The 20,513-nt window shown below is 61.0% G+C and carries 19 protein-coding genes; 15 read left to right on the top strand and 4 right to left on the bottom strand.

What is annotated here, in order from left to right; translation table 11 throughout:
* Positions 1–228 precede the first annotated feature (228 nt).
* From AC1DUP_RS23130 to AC1DUP_RS23095, 8 genes are all read left to right on the top strand, one after another.
* Positions 229–351: a hypothetical protein gene (locus AC1DUP_RS23130; protein WP_477834717.1), complete on the top strand. Its 123-nt coding sequence runs from the start codon at positions 229–231 to the stop codon at positions 349–351.
* Positions 344–556, top strand: coding sequence for a hypothetical protein (locus AC1DUP_RS23125; RefSeq protein WP_113310985.1), 213 nt, complete (start codon positions 344–346; stop codon positions 554–556). The genes AC1DUP_RS23130 and AC1DUP_RS23125 overlap by 8 nt, the downstream gene beginning before the upstream one ends.
* Positions 557–635: 79 nt before the next feature.
* Complete coding sequence (locus AC1DUP_RS23120) at positions 636–1,064, top strand: hypothetical protein (RefSeq protein WP_477834715.1); 429 nt, start codon at positions 636–638, stop codon at positions 1,062–1,064.
* A 91-nt stretch (positions 1,065–1,155) separates the two neighbouring features.
* Positions 1,156–3,693 (top strand): CHC2 zinc finger domain-containing protein, encoded by a 2,538-nt coding sequence (locus AC1DUP_RS23115; RefSeq protein WP_477834713.1) that lies wholly within the window; start codon positions 1,156–1,158, stop codon positions 3,691–3,693.
* Between the two features lie 99 nt (positions 3,694–3,792).
* Positions 3,793–4,008 (top strand): hypothetical protein, encoded by a 216-nt coding sequence (locus tag AC1DUP_RS23110; protein ID WP_113297094.1) that lies wholly within the window; start codon positions 3,793–3,795, stop codon positions 4,006–4,008.
* Positions 4,009–4,114: 106 nt separating this feature from the next.
* Entirely contained in the window at positions 4,115–4,339 is a 225-nt protein-coding gene (locus AC1DUP_RS23105) for a hypothetical protein (protein ID WP_113310987.1), read from the top strand.
* 287 nt (positions 4,340–4,626) lie between these two features.
* Complete coding sequence (locus AC1DUP_RS23100; protein ID WP_477834710.1) at positions 4,627–4,797, top strand: hypothetical protein; 171 nt, start codon at positions 4,627–4,629, stop codon at positions 4,795–4,797.
* A 304-nt stretch (positions 4,798–5,101) separates the two neighbouring features.
* On the top strand, positions 5,102–5,899 hold the full coding sequence (locus AC1DUP_RS23095) for a glycosyl hydrolase 108 family protein (protein ID WP_477834708.1): 798 nt from the start codon (positions 5,102–5,104) through the stop codon (positions 5,897–5,899).
* Between the two features lie 43 nt (positions 5,900–5,942).
* Here the strand turns inward: AC1DUP_RS23095 and AC1DUP_RS23090 are convergent, their stop codons facing one another.
* A complete protein-coding gene (locus tag AC1DUP_RS23090) occupies positions 5,943–6,866 on the bottom strand; it encodes a LysR family transcriptional regulator (protein WP_477834706.1) in 924 nt (307 codons plus the stop codon).
* A gap of 182 nt (positions 6,867–7,048) precedes the next feature.
* Between AC1DUP_RS23090 and AC1DUP_RS23085 the strand changes: the two genes are divergently transcribed.
* Both AC1DUP_RS23085 and AC1DUP_RS23080 read left to right on the top strand, forming a co-directional pair.
* Entirely contained in the window at positions 7,049–8,035 is a 987-nt protein-coding gene (locus AC1DUP_RS23085; RefSeq protein WP_477834704.1) for an MBL fold metallo-hydrolase, read from the top strand.
* A gap of 245 nt (positions 8,036–8,280) precedes the next feature.
* Complete coding sequence (locus AC1DUP_RS23080; protein ID WP_113297099.1) at positions 8,281–8,622, top strand: hypothetical protein; 342 nt, start codon at positions 8,281–8,283, stop codon at positions 8,620–8,622.
* A gap of 196 nt (positions 8,623–8,818) precedes the next feature.
* Here AC1DUP_RS23080 and AC1DUP_RS23075 read toward each other — a convergent pair whose 3' ends face one another.
* Both AC1DUP_RS23075 and AC1DUP_RS23070 read right to left on the bottom strand, forming a co-directional pair.
* On the bottom strand, positions 8,819–10,159 hold the full coding sequence (locus AC1DUP_RS23075; RefSeq protein ID WP_477834702.1) for a hypothetical protein: 1,341 nt from the start codon (positions 10,157–10,159) through the stop codon (positions 8,819–8,821).
* Between the two features lie 212 nt (positions 10,160–10,371).
* On the bottom strand, positions 10,372–10,566 hold the full coding sequence (locus AC1DUP_RS23070; protein ID WP_113507809.1) for a hypothetical protein: 195 nt from the start codon (positions 10,564–10,566) through the stop codon (positions 10,372–10,374).
* A gap of 485 nt (positions 10,567–11,051) precedes the next feature.
* Between AC1DUP_RS23070 and dusA the strand changes: the two genes are divergently transcribed.
* The 3 genes from dusA to AC1DUP_RS23055 all read left to right on the top strand — a co-directional run bounded on the left by dusA (position 11,052) and on the right by AC1DUP_RS23055 (position 13,909).
* Positions 11,052–12,089, top strand: coding sequence for a tRNA dihydrouridine(20/20a) synthase DusA (dusA, locus tag AC1DUP_RS23065; RefSeq protein WP_477834700.1), 1,038 nt, complete (start codon positions 11,052–11,054; stop codon positions 12,087–12,089).
* Positions 12,090–12,238: 149 nt separating this feature from the next.
* A complete protein-coding gene (locus tag AC1DUP_RS23060; RefSeq protein WP_477834698.1) occupies positions 12,239–12,757 on the top strand; it encodes a DUF992 domain-containing protein in 519 nt (172 codons plus the stop codon).
* Positions 12,758–13,069: 312 nt separating this feature from the next.
* Entirely contained in the window at positions 13,070–13,909 is an 840-nt protein-coding gene (locus AC1DUP_RS23055) for an SDR family NAD(P)-dependent oxidoreductase (protein ID WP_477834696.1), read from the top strand.
* 71 nt (positions 13,910–13,980) lie between these two features.
* On the opposite strand, the gene AC1DUP_RS23050 is transcribed toward AC1DUP_RS23055, so the two are convergent.
* Positions 13,981–14,520, bottom strand: a complete 540-nt coding sequence (locus AC1DUP_RS23050; RefSeq protein ID WP_477834846.1) for a Pycsar system effector family protein — start codon at positions 14,518–14,520, stop codon at positions 13,981–13,983.
* A 130-nt stretch (positions 14,521–14,650) separates the two neighbouring features.
* Here AC1DUP_RS23050 and AC1DUP_RS23045 point away from each other — a divergent pair, with 130 nt between their 5' ends.
* Both AC1DUP_RS23045 and AC1DUP_RS23040 read left to right on the top strand, forming a co-directional pair.
* Complete coding sequence (locus tag AC1DUP_RS23045; protein WP_477834694.1) at positions 14,651–18,430, top strand: FecR domain-containing protein; 3,780 nt, start codon at positions 14,651–14,653, stop codon at positions 18,428–18,430.
* A complete protein-coding gene (locus AC1DUP_RS23040) occupies positions 18,430–20,454 on the top strand; it encodes a CHASE2 domain-containing protein (protein ID WP_477834692.1) in 2,025 nt (674 codons plus the stop codon). Before AC1DUP_RS23045 ends, AC1DUP_RS23040 begins: the two co-directional genes overlap by 1 nt.
* Positions 20,455–20,513 lie beyond the last annotated feature (59 nt).

Below are 20,513 nucleotides of genomic sequence, written 5' to 3'. Positions count from 1 at the left end.
CAAAAAACGCAACGGCACGCAAGCAACCGCACCGGGCTTTTTACCGTCAACCTTTGACATGGTTGATCTGCTCCAGTTGCATCACCGCTTGCCTTTTGCGCCGAATACCTCTCCGCCAGGACCGAAATACAAAAGATAGGTATTTTTTCCTATTTCGATTGACGTTGTGATTTCGACAACATAATCTCAACTTAGACAACAAGAGACGCATGGGACAGGTGGATCAGAATGGCAGAGGCCCGAACGCCCCGGCAGAAAGCCGCCGCCCAATTCGCGCTGATGCCGGCTGAGCTCGCAGCCGCGCTCAACCTCGCCCCCTCGGACATGATGGCGGAGGAGGACGATGCGTAAGGAGCCTCTGTCCATGCTGGCGCAATCGGAGCTGATCGATGCGCTGGTCGGGCGCTGTGTCATGCGCGGCGGCGAAGCGGCGGGTGAAACGCTGCTCAAGATCGATGGCGATGATGTCGACGACCTCGTGCATCTCGCAAACCGGCTGCGCCGGCTTGCCCTCTTCGAAGACCGCATCCGCGCGATGGTGATGGCCCAGTCTTAGGCCGTCAGAAGCGCCGAACACCAATTCGCAACGTCACAGAAGCCCGTAAGTGAAGCCTGGAAATACAGTGAGGACCGATATGCAGACCATCACGACACGTTCAGCCGCAAAAGCCCCCATCTCGCAAAGCACTGGCCCGCAAACCACTGGCCCGCTCTCCATCACGAAGCCCCTGCTCTGCCCCTGCTGCAAGCAGCCGGTCACCATTCCCGCGCCGGAGATCGTCATCGATCATTATGGCATCACGCCGATGGAAGGCCGCATCTTCGCGGCGGTATGGAAGGGCAAGGGCCTGCCCGTCATCACCGAGCGCATCTTCACCGCCATGTATATCGACGATCCCGATGGCGGCCCGTCGCCGGACAGGATGTACCTCGCCTTCAAGGTCGCGCTTTGCCACCTGCGCCAGAAGCTGGAAGGCTCCGGCATCGGCATTGCCAATGTCGGCTATCGCCGCGGCTACCGGCTGGTGCTCGAAGGCAGGTTTCCGAGCACCACTTCCCGTTAAAATCCCCCGAGACGTGAAATGACCATGGCCGCCGCCCGCACTGAGCCGGCCATGTTGCGATAACAACAACATTCCTTGCAAGAGCCGCAACATGCCTTCAGATGTCGAACGGCTTCGCCGCGATGTGTCGCTGTCTGAGACGGCGGCGCATTATGGCTGCAGGCTGCAAAGGAACGGGCATGAACACATAGCCTGCTGCCCCTTCCATGCCGACGAAACGCCCTCCTTCACCATCTTCAGAGGGCAGGATGGCATCGAGCGCTTTCATTGCTTCGGCTGCGAGGCCGGCGGCGATGTCCTGGATTTCGTGCGGCAGATCAAGGGCGTCGATCTCGCCGAAGCGATCCGCATTCTCGATGGCGTCAGCCGTCCCGATGGCGTCGGCCATATCAGGCCGAACAACGCCCCGCGCGCCCGGCAAGTGCGCGATGCCTATGAAGGCATCACCCCCCTCACACCTCCATCAAAGCCGCTCAAGTCGGGCGCCCGCATCCGCCTCTATAATCCCAAGCGCCAGGGCGATCGCTTCGAATGGGGCTCCTTTGCTCCGTCGATGGTGTTTCCCTATCGCCAGGCCGATGGCGCGCTGATCGGCTATGTGCTGCGCCGCGACCTCGCCGATGGGGCCAAGGAAACGCCGATGGTCATGTTTGTCCGTCTGCCCGACGGCAAGGAGACCTGGTGCCGCTACCCCTTCCCCAAGCCGCGCCCGCTCTATGGCCTCGAAAGCCTTTGCGAGACGAAACAGGTGATCGTCGTCGAGGGCGAGAAATGCCGCGACCGGCTGGCGGGAAAGTCCGGCCGCACCGTGCTTTCCTGGGCCGGCGGCACGCAGGGGGTCAAACACACGGACTGGTCGCCGCTGTCAGGCCGCGATGTGGTGATCTGGCCGGATTTCGACGTGCCCGGCCTTTCGGCGGCAGACGAGATCGCCGCCATCCTCTCCGCCCTCGGGGCGCGCGTGCGCCTCGCGGGCTTTGCCGATGCCGCGGCTGCCTCGAAGATCGAGCATTTCACCTTCGGCGACTGGCAGGAAGGCAGCCTTCCCGCTCGCGGCTGGGATAGTGCCGACGCCGTCGATGCCGGCTGGACGCGCCTGGATCTCGATGCCTTCATGCGCGCCACCATCCGCCGCTATACGCCCGCACCGGTCGAGCAGCCGCCGCCAGCGCAGGAACAGGTCAAAACCAGCCCGAGAGAGCCGCCGCCTGGTATTGATGGCATGGACCGCATGCCGGAATGGTTTCCAAGCCAGCCCTTCGGCTCCGAGGTCTGGCTGGCGCGCATTTTCAACGAGCATCTGGCGCAAGCCTGCGGCGGGCGGATCGTCCGTGCCGATGGCAAATTCTGGGCCTATGGTCCCTCGGCCTGGCGCCCGATCCCCGAGCAGAAGCTCCGCCTCGCCATCCATGCTTTCGACGCAATCGGCATCGGCCAGAAGGAAAAGCCGCTGAAGCTCGGCCGGCACATGATCGACGGCATCGTCAACGAGTTCGGCACGCGCACGGCCGATGCCGGTTTCTTCGGCAATCCCGTCATCGGCGTCAACGCGCTGAACTGCACCGTCACCCTCGACGAGGCCGGCAAGGTGCTCTGCCGCCCGCATGACCCGGACGACCGTTTCCGCTTCACCATATCAGCAGACTACACCTTGCCCACCGAAGGCCACCTGCCTGAGGGCTCGCTGCTGCACCGGCTGCTGCACGGCGCCTTCCTCGGCGACCCCGACGCCGCCGCCAAGATCGACCTCGTTGCAGAAATGCTGGGTGCCGCCGCCTTCGGCCTTGCCACCCGCATCCGTCAGCCGAAGGCCTTCATCCTGCTCGGCGAGACCGCGAGCAACGGCAAATCCACCATCGCCTCGCTATTCCGCGCTCTGCTGCCGGAAGGTTCCGTCTCCTCCATCTCGCCCGCCTTCTTCAATGATGAAAAGCGCATCATCAATCTCGCCGGCAAGGCCGCGAACGTCGCCGACGAGCTGAGTGCGGCGGCCATATCAGGGGAGGAATTCAAGGCCGCCGTCACCGGCAACACGATCGAAGGCCGTAGCCTCTACAAGGATGTCGAAAGCTTCACCCCCCGCGCCCTGCATTGCTTCACCACCAACACGCTCCCGCGCTTCAACGGCGGCATCGACCGGGGCCTGCGCCGCCGCCTCGTCGTCATCCAGTTCAACCGCAGCATTCCCGACCATGAGGTCATCCCCGATATTGCCGAGCGCATCGCCAAGGAAGAGTTGGAACTGCTGCTCGGCCTTGCCGTGTCCGGCGCCCAGCGGCTGAAGCAGAATGGCGGCTACACCATGCCCGAAAGCTCCAGGGACGCGCTGAATTCCTGGCTGCTGCTCGATCCGCTGAACGAATGGTTCGACATCCGCGTCGAACCCGCCGCGATGGAGCCCGCCGGCGGCTGGCTGCGCACCGCAAGGCTGTTTGAGGATTTCCGCAAATGGGCGATCGACCAGGGCTACCGCGAAAACTTCCTGCCGCCCGTCAACACCTTCTCCCAGCGCCTCAAATCCATGCCGGATGTGCGCCTTGCGCGGCTTGCGACCGGCATGATCGCCCAGGGCGTGACGCTGAAGGAAAGCGCGATGAACGCCACGGCCGGCTATGCCGATGTGTTCTGAAACGCGGGCATGGGAGGCGGCAGGGATGCAGTACTTTTTTTGAACCGCGTCGGAACTCGCCCGGCTGCCGGCCATTATCGAAGAAATGGAGTTCTTCCAATGCAGCTTTCCCTCATCGAGCCCGGCCACGCCTACGTATCGCGATATGACAGGCGCCGCCGCTATGTGCGGCAGGTGGAGGATGGCCAGGTTGCCTATCGGCAGTTCATATTCGGAATCCCGATTTACCGTTCGCAATCTCTCGACGCATTCGCGCACTGGGCGCATGAAGATGCGGAATTATCCGAGAAACGCTGGCTGGCGGCACCCGTCTGAAGCACGCAAGTCGTTCCGGCACGCCATCAGCATGATGCGGCGGCCTTTCGATCAACGGCGTTTCAGCCTCAAGCCGACAAGAAGAAGTGAATTGAAAAGAAATAGCATGTCACGCCAGAATCTCGACCGCATATTGTTTGACCGCATCTGGCATCTCGGAGCCCAGGCTGTGAAGGATGATCGCCTATCGACACTCGCCTATGCGACCGTCACCAAGCCCACCCTGGAAGAATATCAGGACAGTCGCGGCTCCTTGCAGGCAGATCTCATAAAGGTCATCCAGCTCGGCATTCTGAAGCTTCGTGAGAGAGGTGAACTGCAGGAGCCTTAAAACCGGCGCCTTCTGAAGTATCGTCCGAAAATTGGGATCGATTTTCAAAAAGCCTGATTTGCGATGACCACATGCGCAAAACAAAGACTTAAAGCGTGACAAGCGGATCTGGATCGCGACACGCTTTAGGGCGCGGCTGCAGCGCCCGATCACAATCAGAGATCAGATCGGAAAACACGTGCGCCAGATCAAGCCCGCAAACGAACTGACAAGAGATCAACGCTTGGCGGCTCTGCTGTTGTTGAGCGAAACCCTGCACTTTTCCGCCCTCGTGGCAAAAGGCAACGGTGATCGCCTGTCCAACCGTCATGGAAGAGCTTGCCGGCCGCCTCTTCCGCGATCGCGAAAAAATCGCCTCCTCTTCGTTTGCGACATCAGACGCAATCGTCAAAGAGGCCCTCGACATGCTGGCAAGATTCAAGATGGCCAATCCCGAGGTCAGTAGCACCAGACATTGATGTCTTCAGGCAATGCGCCGATCGCCATCAACTGCCAGGCCGGTCGAGCGAATTGCCCCGCCTTGCACAGCCATTTCCGATGCGATTCCACACCTGCGAACCGTCCCTTAGCCCTATTTGATTAGGCTTCATTCGGAACGATGTCTCTCGCGGGTGGTTCTTTTACAGGCCGTCAAAAGCCGGCCGCCGCGCCCCTCTCTGTTCTCCTGTAACGGAGGCGGCGGTCACTCCTCCCGTCCTCATGCAACAGGCACAACTGTTGCCGTCAGATCTTGTCGCGATCCATCGAAAAAGGACCCGCGGCATGACCAGCGCGAATTTCCCCAAATGCCTCTCCATCACGCTTGCATCCGAAGGCGGCCTCTCCCTGGAGCGCACCGACCCCGGCAACTGGACCGGCGGCAAGATCGGCAAGGGCACGCTGAAAGGCACCAAATACGGCATCTCGGCCGCCGCCTTCCCCAATCTCGACATCCGCAACCTGACGCTCGACGACGTCCAGCCGATCTACAAGGCCAGATACTGGGACGAAATCAGTGGCGACACGCTGCCTGATGGTTTCGACCTCGCCACCTTCGACTACGCCGTCAACTCCGGCTCCGCCCGCGCCCTTCGCGACGCCCAGACCGTGATCGGCGCCCCGGCAGACGGCAAATTCGGCCCCATCACCCGCACCAAAGCCGCAACTGCCGGCACAAGGGAAATCAAAGCCCTCTGCGCAAGGCGGCTGAGCTTCATGCAAAGCCTGGCGATCTGGAAAACCTACGGCAAAGGCTGGTCGGCCCGCGTGGCAAGGATCGAGGCGAAGGCCGTGGCGATGTTCTTGCATAGCCAGCCGGGCGTGAACGCCAAGGCCGCCCTGGCGGATGAGGCAAGCAAGGCCGAGAAGGCTGCCGGCACGCTGCGGAAGGCAGGTGCGGCAATTGCGGTGTCGGCATCGGGTGGGGCCGGAACGGGTGCGGCGCTGCCGGCGGAGCCGAATCTGTGGGTGCTTGGTGGGGTAATGGTGGCCGGGCTCGCGGTTGCGGGTGTGCTGGTGGTGAAGGCTGTGCGGGAGAAAGAGCGCGCGCGGGCATATCGGGAGGTGATGGCCGGGGGCTAGCGGGCGGAGGCGAGCTTGCCTCTGTGAAGAAGCCGCCCTCGTGTCAGTCCTCTGGCCCGCTTGCCGGATCGGTGCGCCAATTGAAATGTCTGACATGGTCCAGAAATGCACGCGTAGCCGCGCTCGGGAGCCGCCGGTTGGGATAATAGAGAAACCAGCTTGGCAAAACCGGACTCCAATCGGGAAGGAGCTCCATCAGCTTTCCTTCCTGGATATACGGTCTCGCGTAGTCGTCAAATACGTGCGCTATTCCCATGCCGGCCAGGGCGGCCTGAAGCTCGTTAGCGGCCGAACTCAGTGTCAGACGCCCCGCAGGTGTTATCTCCATCAGATCGTCTGCACGGGAAAATCTCCACGATACCAGGGTGCCGCCTGGAAACCGGCGCTGGATACAGTCGTGGCCGACAAGATCGTGCGGTGTCAGCGGCCTTCCGAACCGTTCGACATAATCAGGCGAAGCCACGATCGTGTAACGAAGCGACGGCCCCAGGGGGATTGCGATCATATCCTGTGCCAGCTGCTTACCGAACCGGACGCCTGCGTCGAAACCAAGTTCCACAATGTCGACGATCGCAGCATCGCTGATCACCTCGATCTTCACCGCTGGATATTTTTGCATGAAATCAAACAGTAACGGACATAGGACATGGTCGACGGCCGGAGCCGGCGCATTGATTTTCAATGTGCCGGACGGGCTTGCTCGAAGATCGTCCACTTCTCTGATCGCGAGCTTGATATCACTCAATGCCGGAGCGAGGCGCTCGAGCAGGCGCTGGCCTGCTTCGGTAGGGTACACGCTTCTTGTCGTCCGATTGAGCAGCCGTATCCCCAGGACCTCTTCTAGTGAGTTGATCGTCTGGCTTAAAGCCGAAGAAGAGACGCCACGTTCAGCCGCCGCGGCACGGAAGCCGCCGCATCGCACGATTGAGGCGAATACATCGAAACTGTCCAGCCGCAATTGGCTCATTGCGAAGCAGTCCTTATCAAGTCACGTAGGTTTACATCCCTTATCAGCGCGATGTCTGTGTGTCATCTCAGAAGGACATCCACCGGCACTCGACCGGATGGACGATGATCGGCAACCAACCGCTGTTGGAACTCGCGGCTGTTCTGCGAGCTGCTTCAGCAATGACTGCGAAGGATGCACACATGAACGCTTTCACGCTGAACAGGCGCGCCGTAATGCTGAGTGCGGTGATTGGCGCCACGAGTACATTTCTTGGTGGCGCCGCCGGTGTGGTTCAGGCCCAAACGAAAACGCCAGGCTCTGGCAACATAGGCCACTACCGGTTTCGCGTCGGCGAAATCACGGCAACGGTTTTGAGTGATGGCGTCATCGGTGGCCCTCCGAGGATCTATGCCAGTGATGCACCGGAAGCAGAGCTTCAGGAGGTGTTGCGTCGCGCCTTTCTTCCCACCGACCATCTGACGCTCAACCTGAATACGCTGCTCATCGAAAATGCCGGCCGCCGCATCCTCATCGAAGCAGGAGCAGGCGGCACGATGGGACCGAACGCAGGTCGCATTTTTGCCAATCTGGCAGCAATCGGTCTCGATCCGGCAGATATCGACGTCGTGGTCGTCTCGCACACACATCCCGACCATGTGGGTAACCTTCGAACTGCCGACGGCACCATGGCTTTCCCCAGAGCAACTGTTTTCGTGCCACGCGCTGACTGGGAATTCTTCGTCCGCAACGATCCCGATCTGTCATATATGCCGGTACCCGAGGATTTCCGCGTTCGCTTTGGTGCGGCCATCAAGCATAGTCTCGAGCCTTATGCCAAAGACGTTGAACTCTACGAGGCTGGCGCCGAAATCGTGCCGGGGCTCAGCACGATCGCAGCGTTTGGCCACACACCAGGAATGGCAAACTTCATCGTTCATTCAGGCAATGATCAGCTTCTGCTGACGGCAGACCTCGCCTACCATCCCGTTGTCAATGTCGACAATCCGTGGCGACCCGGCCCGGATAGGGACAAAAACGCAGCGCTTGCCTCCCGTCGACGGATTTTCGATATGGCTGCCGTCGACAGGATCCCGGTCCTTGGCTTCCATTACCCCTTCCCTGGTCTTGGTCGCATGCTGAAGACCGATGGTGGATACGCCTGGGTTCCCGCCAACTGGCAGTTCTGACGCTTCAGCTTCGAGAACGGAGCTACGTTACGAACGCCCGCCGAAAGCCGATTTCCACGATATCGGTGACTGGAACGTCTCGCCCGCTGCCACACGCGCGTCATGCGGGCGATACGGTTTTCAACCGCCTATAGAAGAAATCAAGGAGCGCAAAGAATAGAATTCCCGCAGAGCGAGAATCAAAATAAAGATGCGGTGCCTATTACAGCACAAGACGCTGTCATCAGCTTATTTGAGGGATAATCATGCGCGCCCATATTGCAATGACATTGATTGCCACCGCACTTCTGGCCGGCTGTGCGCCGACCGAGAAGCAGTTTGATGCCGCCATCACTGTGCTTCAGGGCAGCGAGCGAGCGAGAAACGACCTTCTTGACGATTGCATCAGGCGCCTGAGCTTTTCCGACAAGAAGACGCATCACAACGCTGCGGTCGTGATGAACGTGGCGGACAAGGACGCTCCGAAGGTTGCCTGCAGCCGATACACGAAAGCGCTCGTCTCCGGCCGCGCCAACTATCAGGATCTGCTCGACATTCAAAATAAGCGCTACACTCCGAAACTCGTCAAGATCTTCCAGGGCCGCTGAGGCGCGCGACGCATCCAGCGTCTTTTCGTGCCCGCCCTTGCCGATGGCAGGGCGGGCACAGACAGCAAGACCCCGGAAACAGCAGGGCAATGCTTCTCGTTGCGGGAAAGCCGCGCCCTGCAAGATCCGCTCCTGCGGCAGCTACCTTCCGTCGCGAGGTCGATATCGGGCGGTAAAACGCTCCCAGCGGCAGCGCTCAGCCACTCCATGACATGGCAGTCCTCGCCCAGTCGCCGCGCTGCGCCTCTGGCACGGGATCTATTGCGTTGAGCCTCATCGTTATCGAGCAAGCCTCTTCGTCGCTGAGTTCGGAGAGTTTCGTCAGCTTGCGCGCCTCCTCTGCGGTCACCCCCAGGTGCTGTGTAATCATTTGCAAGATGTCCTGCGCGGTCATCTTCACCGCCGTGGGCGGACGCGTCTTCCCGTCCTCATAAGCCAGGCGTTTGGCTTCCAGATATTGGAAGTAGCGTTCTTTCACCTGCGGAATGGCCTGGGCGCTCTGCGACATCCTCGAGTTCACCAATTCCTTGCAGCCCCGCGGATAGTAGCGGGCAAGAGCCTCATTGAGCTCACCAGTCTTCTTCAAGACATCGATCGCAATTGCATCGCTTGCCCGCGACAGCGCAGGATTGCCGTATTTGGCCACCATCGCTGCCGCTTGTGCTCGCGGATCGAGCTTGCCTCCAGAGGCTTCGGTCTTGGCAACCAACTGCCGCGTTTCATCCTCGTGATCCATGAAGACGGCGTGAACGAAAGGATTGATACCGGCGAGAACCTGCATCTCCTTTTCGAAGGAGCCAGCCTTCGGTTTTTGCGCAACCACACCCGGTATGGTCTTCGAACCTGCGGCAGGCTTTTGCTTCTGCTGGGATGGACCGAGCGAGAGCAACGCCCTGCCCCAGTCGCCCTGTCGCTCTTTCGGCACAGCGCCTACGTTATAGAGCTTCTTTGCGATCGAGCACATGTCTTCGTCGCTCACACCGCTGGGGGCCTTCCTTGCCTTGTATATCTCGCCCCCAGTCATTCCCAGGTACCACTTCATGATGTGGTCTCGCTCCTTGCCGGACATCAACGGCACAGGAGCGCGGAACTTGCCGTCCTGATAGGCATAGGCTTTCGCTCTCAGATCAGCCATGCGGCCGTTTCTGACTTCGGCAATGGAATACCAATCCCACATATTGCCGGTGAAGAAATACTCACAGCCGTCGGGATATTTTTCGGCCACAATCTCGGCAAGCGCGGCGGTCTTGTTCATGACTGAAATCACTGCACTGTCGCCTGCGCGCGCAAGGGCAGGAGTACCATATGTCGCGATCACCCCAGCAAGGATCTTCCGCTCCTCATACACATTCGCCCAGCCTTCCCCATAGACTTTCCGTGCCGCGTCCATGTGGTCCTGATAGATAGCCTGTAGGAGAGGATTGATCCTCCCCATGAATCGAACCACCCCCTCCAACGGCTCCTTCTCCGCATCTTGCGCAAATGCGCCTGATGCGGAGACCGTGATCGCCACCAACAGCAACAGTAATCTTTTCACGAAACCCCACCCCGAATAGTTGCAATACGTCTATGTCTGAAATTCCGGACCGTCCACGACCGGCTAGAAAAATGGTAAAAATATCAGGGGAATGCGCGCCATACTTTCGACAGCAGTGCCTTGGACATCCCGCAGCGTCAGCCGCCCCGCTGATATGGAGCGGCAGACGTTAGCCCGCCCGTTCGGCCATTCACACGGACAGACCCGAGAGCTCAGCTGTCCAGCTTCAGCGCCAGCTGCTGCCCGCCAAAAACCTTCAGCACATGTTTATTGATCGGCCGCATCGCCTCGATACGGCGCTGTTCTTCCCGCCTGCGCGCTTCGTGGCGCTCGCGGTCGGCGCGCAGCTGCGCCACAAAGGCCATGGCCTTGTCTGCTGCTCCTGAATAACTCGGGCTGGCTGCCATCGAACTCTCCATGAGAACGTTTATTTGTTCTCATTTTGTTCTCATTTCCGGAGAAGTCAAGCGCGCCTTTTTCGTTGGTTAAGAAAAGATTAAGCATCGGCGCAAGCAGGCTGCCGACATGCGCGTAGAGAAAGCGCCAAGTCTTTGACGCAGAAAACTATTCTCTTGTCTGGAGCCAGATCATGGCGAAAGACATGAGGCCGCAAAGGGTGGCGATCAGAAGCAGGTTGTCCATCGAAATCCTCCTATATGTGGCAAAAACGCGGCAGAAGAAATTTGGTTCAATTGTCCCTGTATTTCGTGGGTCGGTTCGCCCCTGGTGTCGATCTCGCTTTATCCCCATCTCTCCTGTATAAGCCCCTCGTCTCGGGAGCCCGCTCCATGACCGCGCCCGCTCTGGCGATCCATCGAGTGCCGCGCGACATCAGGCTCGTCCGTGATGGCAGAGCCGCGAGATAAGACCAGACGAAAGAAGACTTGAGATCATGACCACGGCAAAGACGGCTGCATCCGAAAACAACCAGCGCTACTTCAAGGCGCCGGTTTTTGCCGTCGCGCCTATGATCGACTGGACGGATCGCCACTGCCGTTATTTCCACCGCCAGATCAGCCGCAACGCCCTGCTCTATACGGAAATGGTCGTCGCCGACGCGATCATCCATGGCCCGCGCGAGCGCCTGCTTTCGTTCGACGCCGCCGAACATCCCCTCGCCCTGCAGCTCGGCGGTTCGGATCCGGCAAAGCTCACCGAGGCCGTGCGTATTGCCGAGCCCTACGGTTACGACGAGATCAACCTCAATGTCGGCTGCCCGTCGGATCGCGTGCAGTCGGGCACCTTCGGCGCCTGCCTGATGCTCACGCCTGAGACGGTTGCCGAATGCGTCGCCGCCATGAAGAAGGTCGCAAACGTCCCGGTCACGGTCAAATGCCGCATCGGCGTCGATGAGCAGGAGCCGGAAGAGGCCCTGCCCACCCTGATGACCAGGGTGATCGATGCCGGCGCCGACGCGATCTGGGTCCATGCCCGCAAGGCCTGGCTGAAAGGCCTCTCCCCGAAGGAAAACCGCGAAATCCCGCCGCTCGATTACGAGATCGTCTACCGCATGAAGGCCCGCTTTCCCGATGTTTTCATCGGCATCAATGGCGGCATCCAGACGCTGGATGAGGCAGAAGGCCACCTCGCCCATGTGGATGGCGTCATGCTCGGCCGCGCGGCCTATCAGAACGCCGCGATCCTTTCCGAGATCGACCGGCGCTTCTATGGCGCACCCGCCGCCGAGCCGGATTGGAACGATCTGCGCGACCGCATGATGGCCTATGCGGAGCGCCATATCGCCAATGGCGGTCGCCTGCAGCATATCGCCCGCCATATGGTCGGCCTCTTCACCGGCCTGCCGGGTGCCCGCCGCTACCGCCAGATCCTGTCGACCGATGCCGCAAAGCCGAATGCCGGCCCGGAAGTGATCACCGCCGCCTTCGCTGCCGTCGATTTTGCGGGTAGCGCCGAAGCCGTCAGCGCCTGAACGGCATCAGGCATCGATCCGGACCATCAAAGCAGATATTTACCGACAGATCGGGCTTGCAGCCCGGTCCGTTTCCTTTCGACGTTTGAACGAAGTCGGGTTGAACACGTTTATAACGGTCCCCCCAGAAGACTAGGAAGGAAACACTCATGAAGAACCTCATCATCCTTGCAGCTGCCGCTTCCCTCGGTTTCGTACCCGTGGCCCAGGCCGCGAGCCAGCACAAGCAACCGAAACACGCCGCCCAGCAGGTCGCAAATGAGCCGAGGCAGCGTCTCGGCACGCTTTCCTGCGAAGTCGCCGGCGGCGTCGGCATGATCATCGGCTCCAGCAAGGCGATCGACTGCCGCTTCAAGCAGAACACCGGCAGGGTCGAACACTATAGAGGCACGATCGGCAAGCTCGGTCTCGATGTTGGCGTCACGGGCAAATCCTATCTCAGCTGGATCGTCGTCAACACCGCGCCCACGCGCGTCGGTGATGGCGCTCTTGCCGGCACCTATGTCGGCGCTTCTGCCGGTGCTTCCGTCGGTGTCGGCCTCGGGGCAAATGCGCTGATCGGCGGAAATTCGAAGAATTTCGCATTGCAGCCGCTCAGCGGTGAAACCGGAACCGGTGTGAATGTGGCCGCAGGCGTCTCCCGCCTCCAGCTGAAGGCAACGCGCTAACCCTTGCAGGCGGCGACCAACAGGTCGCCGCCGCTTTCACCACGGAGTCACGCGCGCCATCCGTGAGAAACGATTGGCGTTTTCCCGCTACCGGCTGGCCGTGCAGGCATGGTGCTGGCGTTTTGACAAAGCGGACCGAATAACGCCGATCGCAGCCTGTCCAGTCGATCACAGGCAAACAGCTGCTCTCCCTGATCTTCACAATGGCGCGGTGGCGCCGTATTTTGCGCTGTCCAGCGGATATGCCGCAGCCCGGATGCGCACTTACGGACCGCGGCCCGCAAACAACCATCGTATGGGAGGATCGCCGACATGAAAGATGTCGTCGCGCTGGTAACCGGCGCAAGCCGCGGCGTCGGCCGCGGGATTGCGCTTGCATTGCTCGCCGAGGGCGCCACGGTGCATGTCACCGGCAGGACGCGCTCCGAGGCAGAAGCAACCGGGGGCAAACACGCGGGATCGCTGGAAGGGCTCGAGCTCGAGGCCGCGGACCTGCCCGGACGCGTCGTCGTTCATCAGTGCGACCACAGCAACGACACCGAGACCGAGCGCGTGGCCGAAGAGATCAGAGCCGGCAACAGGCTGGACATTCTGGTCAACAATGCATGGCCCGGCTATGAAAACATGGTCGAGGATGGCGATTTTACCTGGCCGCGAGCCTTCTGGGAGCAGCCCGTCTGGCGGTGGGACGCAATGATCGGCACGGCCCTGAGGGCGGCTTTCATGATGTCTCGTGCAGTGGCGCCTGTCATGATCTCGGCGCAGCGCGGCCTGATCGTCAATATTTCATTCTGGGCAGCGCAATTTTACGACGGCAACGCGATCTATGGCATGGCCAAGGCCGCTGCCGACAAGATGGCCGCAGACTTCGCCCATGATCTGCGTCCGCACGATGTCGCCGCCGTCGCACTCTATCCCGGCCTGGTCCGCACCGAAGCCGTCATGCAGAACGCCGAATATTTCGACCTGTCCAACTCCGAATCCCCCAGGTTCATCGGCCACGTCATATCAGGACTCTGGCGGGACCCTGCGCTGATGTCGAAGTCCGGGCAGGTCCTGGTCGCGGCGGAGCTGGGTCGGGAATACGACATTGCTGACGTCAACGGCTACAGACCTGTTCCCCTCACAGCGGCGGACTTTGCGAAAAGCTGAATTCGCGTTTGGCATTGCGGCCTCGAGCGGCATCCGCCAGTGATCATGGGAGCGGCAAACCAGACTGTGAATTAAGCCGCCACCAGCAGCAGCACATAAGCCACGACCGTCACCATCAGTCCCCGAAACGCGATCGTCACGAACCGGTATTTGCTGCGCGCGATATGCGAGAGAATGTCGGCATTTTCCACATACTGGTCGAAGAGATAGCGCTCGTCGCGCCGGATCGCCGCATCGAAGAAGACGTCGCGATGCCGCGGCCATGCGCCCCAGAACATCGATGTGGATTTATCGAGCCGCCGCGGCAGCACCACGAGGATGGCCGACAGAATCGAAAAGACCGAGGCTGTGGCCAGGAGGCCGGAGAAGAGAATGGCCTGCGGCGTGCCCTGCGCATAGCGCACCCAGGTGAAGACCGCCCTCACTTCGACGGAACTCACAAGAAAGGCGAGCATGAACGTAAAGATATAAGCCGCTTTCTGATCCGATATCTTGATCTGATCATAGAATATGTCGTTGATTTTCTTGATATGGTCGAAATATCCCGAGCCGATATCGGCCGTTGACGGAGAACTGGAGGGCAGCTCCGCATAATTTTCAAACTCGCTCAAAGGAAACCCCACCCAGAAATAGTGTTTCCCTAATAATACACTTGGTTGCGAAAGCAAGAACACGTGTGCATCCGACTTGACTTTTACATCGGTCTTGGCCAAACGGGAAAAAGATGCGGGGGTATCTGGGATGTCGGGGTCGAAGTCTTTTCTGTGCGCAGGATCCACTCTTGCGCTCATGTCAGCGTTACTTGCGTGTCCGGTTGCAGCCGAGCCGCTGCAGCGCCCCACGCCGGCTGCAGGCTCCGTCATCGCCCGCAAGACCGGCGAGGAAGTGCGCTTTGTCGATGTCACCAACTGGCGCGTCGTCGATCTCAACCAGGACCTTCTGGATGGTGACGTGCTGCGCACCAATGCTACCGGTCAGCTCGCGATCCTCTTTTCCGATCACACCCAGATCCGCCTCGGCCGCAATTCCGCGCTGCAGGTCAAGAAAATGTCTGCGACCGGCGACACGATCCTCAATCTGCAGTCCGGCACCATCTGGGCCCGCGCCCAGCGCGGCGGCCAGGGCCTGACGGTCGAGACACCAGCCGCCGCAGCCGCCATCCGCGGCACGGACTGGACGATGACCGTCGACGGCGCTCGAACCTCGATGATCGTGCTCGAAGGCCGCGTGGCGCTCAGCAACCCGCAGGGCAGCGTCGAGGTGAACGAGGGCGAAGGCGCCGTCGCCACCATCGGCCAGGCGCCGCACAAGCTCATCAGCGTCAATCCGGATGATCGCGAGCAGATGCTCTTCTATCTGGACCTGCGCGACGGCTTCGGCCTGATGCCGACCTCACCATTGCGGGCCGACCGTATGGCCACCGAGCGCCGCCGCCTTCTGGCGCTGCCGCCCGAGCGCCGCAGCATAGAAGACTGGCTGGAACTTGCCGAAGTACAAAGCGCCTTCGACGGGCGCCAGGCCGCAGCTGCAACGTTGCAAAATATCCGCAGCCGCAAGCTGACGGTCGCACAGCAGGCCCGCGTCGACCTGCTCGACGCCACCATTGCCGGCTCCGAAAAGCGCTATGGCGATGCCGCCAGGCTCTTCCAGAAGGCGCTGCCGCATCTCGACCCGACACGCCGAACCATGGCCCGATATGGCGGCTATTTCGCCCGGTCGCTCGCCGACCCCGCGCATGCCGAACCGCCTCCGGCCAACACCACCGGCCCCTATGGCGCGATCATGCAGGCCTATACGGCCGGCTTCCTGGAAAACCCGCGCGCAGCCCTCGAGATCATCAAGAAAGCGGAACAGCGCTATCCCGATGACCCGACCCTGCCGGCAGTCCGCGCCCAGCTGGCGCAGCTCGTCGATGACCGTGAGCAGATGAAGGAAGCGATAGAACGCTCGCTGGCGCTCGACCCCGATCACCCGATGGCGCTCTCCGCCCGCGCCGGTTACAAGGCTGCCTATGAGAGCGACATCAACGGCGCGCTTGCGGACCTGAACCGCGCAATCGAGCTTGCCCCCGGCGCGTCGGGCACGCTGAATTCGCTCGGCCTGCTGCAGAGTTCGCGCGATGCCAATGGCGAAGCGGAAAAGGCCTTCAAGAAGGCGATCGAGCTCGATCCGCAGGATCCGCTGCTGCATGCCAACCTCTCGATCCTCTATCTCGATCAGGGGCGCATGAAGGAGGCCAAGCGCGAGATCGATACGGCGATCGCCCTCGACCCGTCCTTCGATATCGCCCTGCTCGCCCGCGGCCGTTACTACCTGCAGTCCGGCGAGCGCGACAAGGCGCTGGAGGATCTACTGGCGGCCAGCACCGCCAATCCGGCTCATTCGCAATCGCAGCTGATGCTTGCGGCCGCACACTATGAAAAGGGCGATCGCCTCCCCTCCGAGCAAGCCCTCGACAATGCCAACCGCCTGGATGATAACGATCCGGTCATCTCCGCCTTCCGCACCGCTGTCGATATCGACGACTACAATTCAGATGGCGCGATTGCCAACGCGCAGGAATTCCTGCGCCGCTCGCGCGCCCGCGGCGGCGATTTCACCGGGCTCGGCGCCAATGCGAGCGCCGGCTCGACGCTGAACAACGCTTTCCGCCTTCAGGGCCTGGATGCCTGGGGCCGCTATTATGGCGATGCCGTCTTCGATCCTTTCAAAGGCAGCGGTTATATCGACCAGTCGATCAAGGGCAGCATCTTTCCTTTCGTCAACGCGACGAGCTTCAGCGATGACAATGTCATCCAGAACCGGAACAATGCGTCGAGCTACTCGTCCTTCATCCAGGGCCTGCTGCTCTCTCCCCACATGCTGTCCGGCCGTTCGCGCTCGGCATCGCTGTTCGATGTACCCTTCATCGAAGGCTCGCTCGGCGGCGGCATCAACAGCGTCGACGGCCATACGCGCCGCATCGGCGAAGCGGAAATCCAGGGCTATTCGAACGCAACGATCCCGATCAGCTTCTACGGCAACCTGACCTGGGAAGAACTGGCGCTGGATGGCGACTACCGTGATTTCGGTGGATATGCGACTGAGAATAATCTGCTCGGCGGCAACGGCTATCTGACGGCAACGGTGACGCCGGATGACCGCGTTGTGGCTTATTTCAATCACGCCAAGAATGACGGAACGCTGAATGCGCTGTCGACGGACCCCACGCTCTCGACCATTCTGAACGAGGGGCTGTTCTTCCCTATATTCGGCGCTGCCGGCCCGCTCGTACCGGACGAACTGCCGCTCTATACGACGCGGATCAGCAGCACCAACCTCACCAGCGCCGGTGTCGGCTGGAGCCATACGTTTTCCTACGAGAATGTGCTGAATGGCGCATTGATGTATATGGAAACCGGAGCCAAAACCACGACTGACCTGCAAGTCGACTGGGCGGACGTGCCGTTCCTGGGCGGCCCCGGCACGGACATCAGACCCTTTGGGCAAAGCAGCGAAGAGACGGAATCGAAGGCTTATATCGCTGCGCTTAGCCATAGTATCGGCGACGGACCGCTCACCTGGCGCTACGGCGTCGAGGGCGGGTGGATCGACTCGTCTCGCAAGACATATTTCCACCTTGAGGACATCATTCCAGGCTTTATCGACGGCGTCACGGATGGACCGAACGAGACCGACACCCGCACCAATATCGGCCGCGCCTATGTCGACGTACTGCACGACATTACACCCAACCTGAAGGGCGAATATGCGCTCTTCGGCACGCGGCTGGAGGGTGATGGTGTCGATGTGAGCCGGTTGGAACCGCGCTTCGGCCTTGCCTGGGCGCCGGTTCAGAATCATTGGCTGCGCGCGGCCTTCATGCGCCAGAGCCTCGATTCAGGCGTGCCGACGCTGGCCCCAATAGGCATCCTTGGCCTGCAGGCAAATCAGTTCTCAGTCAGTGCCGAAGGTTATGCTGATACGGCAGCCTTCCAATGGGATGCCGAATGGACCGACAACTTCTTCACCTCGGTCGAATATCAGCATCAGGAATTGCATGACTTCTCGATCGATCTGCCGCTGATAGCCCTTCCCGCCATCGAGAGCCTGCCGTTGTCGCGCGGCACAATTGACCGCGCGGCCGTCACCGCCAACGTCGCGCTCGGAGCCGGCTTCGGCCTTTCCGCCACTTACGCCTATATGGATTCCGAGAACAAAGATCCGTTGGAGCCGAACTTCGGCGGCAACCTGCCCTATATCCCGCGAAACTCCGGTCAGGTGGCGCTGACCTGGGTCAACGAAGCCAAGGTCAAGGCGACCATTGCAGCCAACTATATCGGTGAGCGCGATGGCGACGATCTCGGCACCACGCTTGACGATTACTGGAGCCTCGACGCCCACCTGATCTGGGAGCCTTTCGACAAGCGCATCGCGCTCGAAGCCGCCGCCTATAACCTGCTTGGTGAGGACTTCGAAATAACGCCCGGCACTCCCGGTTGGGGCCGCGCCTTCAAGGGCACGCTGAAGATCCGCTTCTGATGTCGGCGCGCGCCGTCCAGCCACGCCCTCACGCAGAGCGCCCCACAAGGCAGGACCGCCCGTCGGCCCGGCCGCCCGGCTGGCCCTTCTCGAGCCGCAGCATCCGCCTTCTCGTGCTGGCGCTGGTCACTCTGATCACGATCTCGCTGATCTCCCGCCTGCCCGCCTGGACTCTGACGGAGCTGCGCACCTTCGACTATCTCTCCACCGTCGACGATCCCTTGCCACCCGATGGCGGGCCGATCATCGTGGCGATCGACGAGCCGGCGCTGGCCGATATCAACGCCCAATGGCCCTGGCCGCGCAGCCTGCATGCGGAGCTCGTCAAGCAGCTGCGCGCCGCCGGCGCCAAAGCCATCGCGCTCGATATCATCATGGCCGAGCCTTCGACGGCCGAAAACGATCAGGCCATCACCGCTGCCGTCGGCCCCGATGTCGTGCTTGCCGGCGATGAAAGCCTGATCAAGACGCCCCAGGCCGACCAGCTGCTGCGCACCACGCCGCTGCCGCAGATGACGGAAGCCGGTGCGCGCACCGGCATCGCCTCGATCACCCTGAATGGCGACGGCGTCTTCCGCAATATTCCATCCTATTCGGATGGCTTTGCCATGGAGCTTGCAAAGGCTGCGGGCATCAATGCGACGCATCTGCCGGCAGGCTCCCTCATTCAATCGCTCGGCCCGGCCCGCAGCTACCCCACCGTCTCCTACTATCAGGCGCTGGACCCGAAGAATTTCCTGCCGCCCGATATCTTCAGGGATCGCGTCGTGCTGGTCGGCCTCAGCCTGCAGAACGCCCCCGAGATCGACCAGGGCGGCGCCGATGCCTATGCCACGCCCTATACCGTCCACACCGGCAAGCTGATCTCCGGCGTCGAGGTGCAGGCCACCATCTACGACAATATCGTTCATGGCCTCGCCATATCCGAAGCCGGACTGCTGCCGGTCGCAACCTGCATTCTCATATCGGTCATTCTGGCTGCCGCCACGGTCTGGAAAGCCACGAGCTGGCGAACGCTGGTCGCCACCGCCGCCGCCGTGCTCGCCTTTGCGGCAGTCAGCTATGCCGGCATCCGCTTCGGCCATGTCTTCGTCTCGCCGCTTGGGCCGACCGTTGCCTTCGTCGCCGTCGCCTTCGGCCAGGCGGCCTTCGATTATACCGAGGAGCGCCGCCAGAAACGCCAGATTACGCTCGCCTTTGCCCAATATATCTCACCCGATCTCGTCAAGCGCCTGTCGAACGATCCTTCGCAGCTGAAACTCGGCGGCGAGCGACGTACGCTGACTGTCCTGTTTTCCGACGTGCGCGGCTTCACCACCATCGCCGAGACGATGAAGGACGATCCCGAGCAGCTGACGACGCTGATCAACCGCCTGCTGACGCCGCTGTCCGATGTCGTCATGGATCACGGCGGCACGATCGACAAATATATGGGCGATTGCATCATGGCCTTCTGGAATGCGCCGCTCGACGACCCCGATCACGCGCTGCACGCGGTGAAAGCGTCGATTGCCATGCAGGATGCGATCGGCACGCTGAACCGCGAACTGGAGCGCGAGGCCGTCGCGTCAGGGCGGCCGCTGCATATCCTCAAAATGGGCGTCGGCATCAATACCGGCGAATGCATCGTCGGCAATATGGGTTCCACCCGCCGGTTCGACTATTCCTGCCTCGGCGACAGCGTCAATCTCGCTTCTCGCCTGGAAGGCGCTTCGAAGAATTACGGCGTCGCCCTGCTGCTTGGCGAAGAAACCGCCCGCCTCATCGGCGATCACTACGCCGTGGTCGAGCTCGACCGCATCATCGTCAAGGGCCGTACGGTGCCCTCGCCGATCTTCACCGTGCTGCATGGCGGTCACCGCACGGCCCTGCGCGAACACGATGCCTTTCTGAATGCGAAATATGCGGACCGGCTCACCATCTCCGACCCTGCCTTCGAAACACTGCCGAAAGCCATTCCGGAGCTTTCGGCCTATTACGCGCTGGTGCGCAGCAACCTCGCGCAGGACGACGCGGCTCCATAGAGCAATTCCAGCAGAACTGCGCAGCGGTATTGCGTCGGGAATTGCGTGAGAACAAAAAG

The sequence above is a fragment of the Rhizobium sp. 01L419 genome, assembly GCF_056400025.1.
This window is presented reverse-complemented; position numbering and strand designations above follow the sequence as displayed.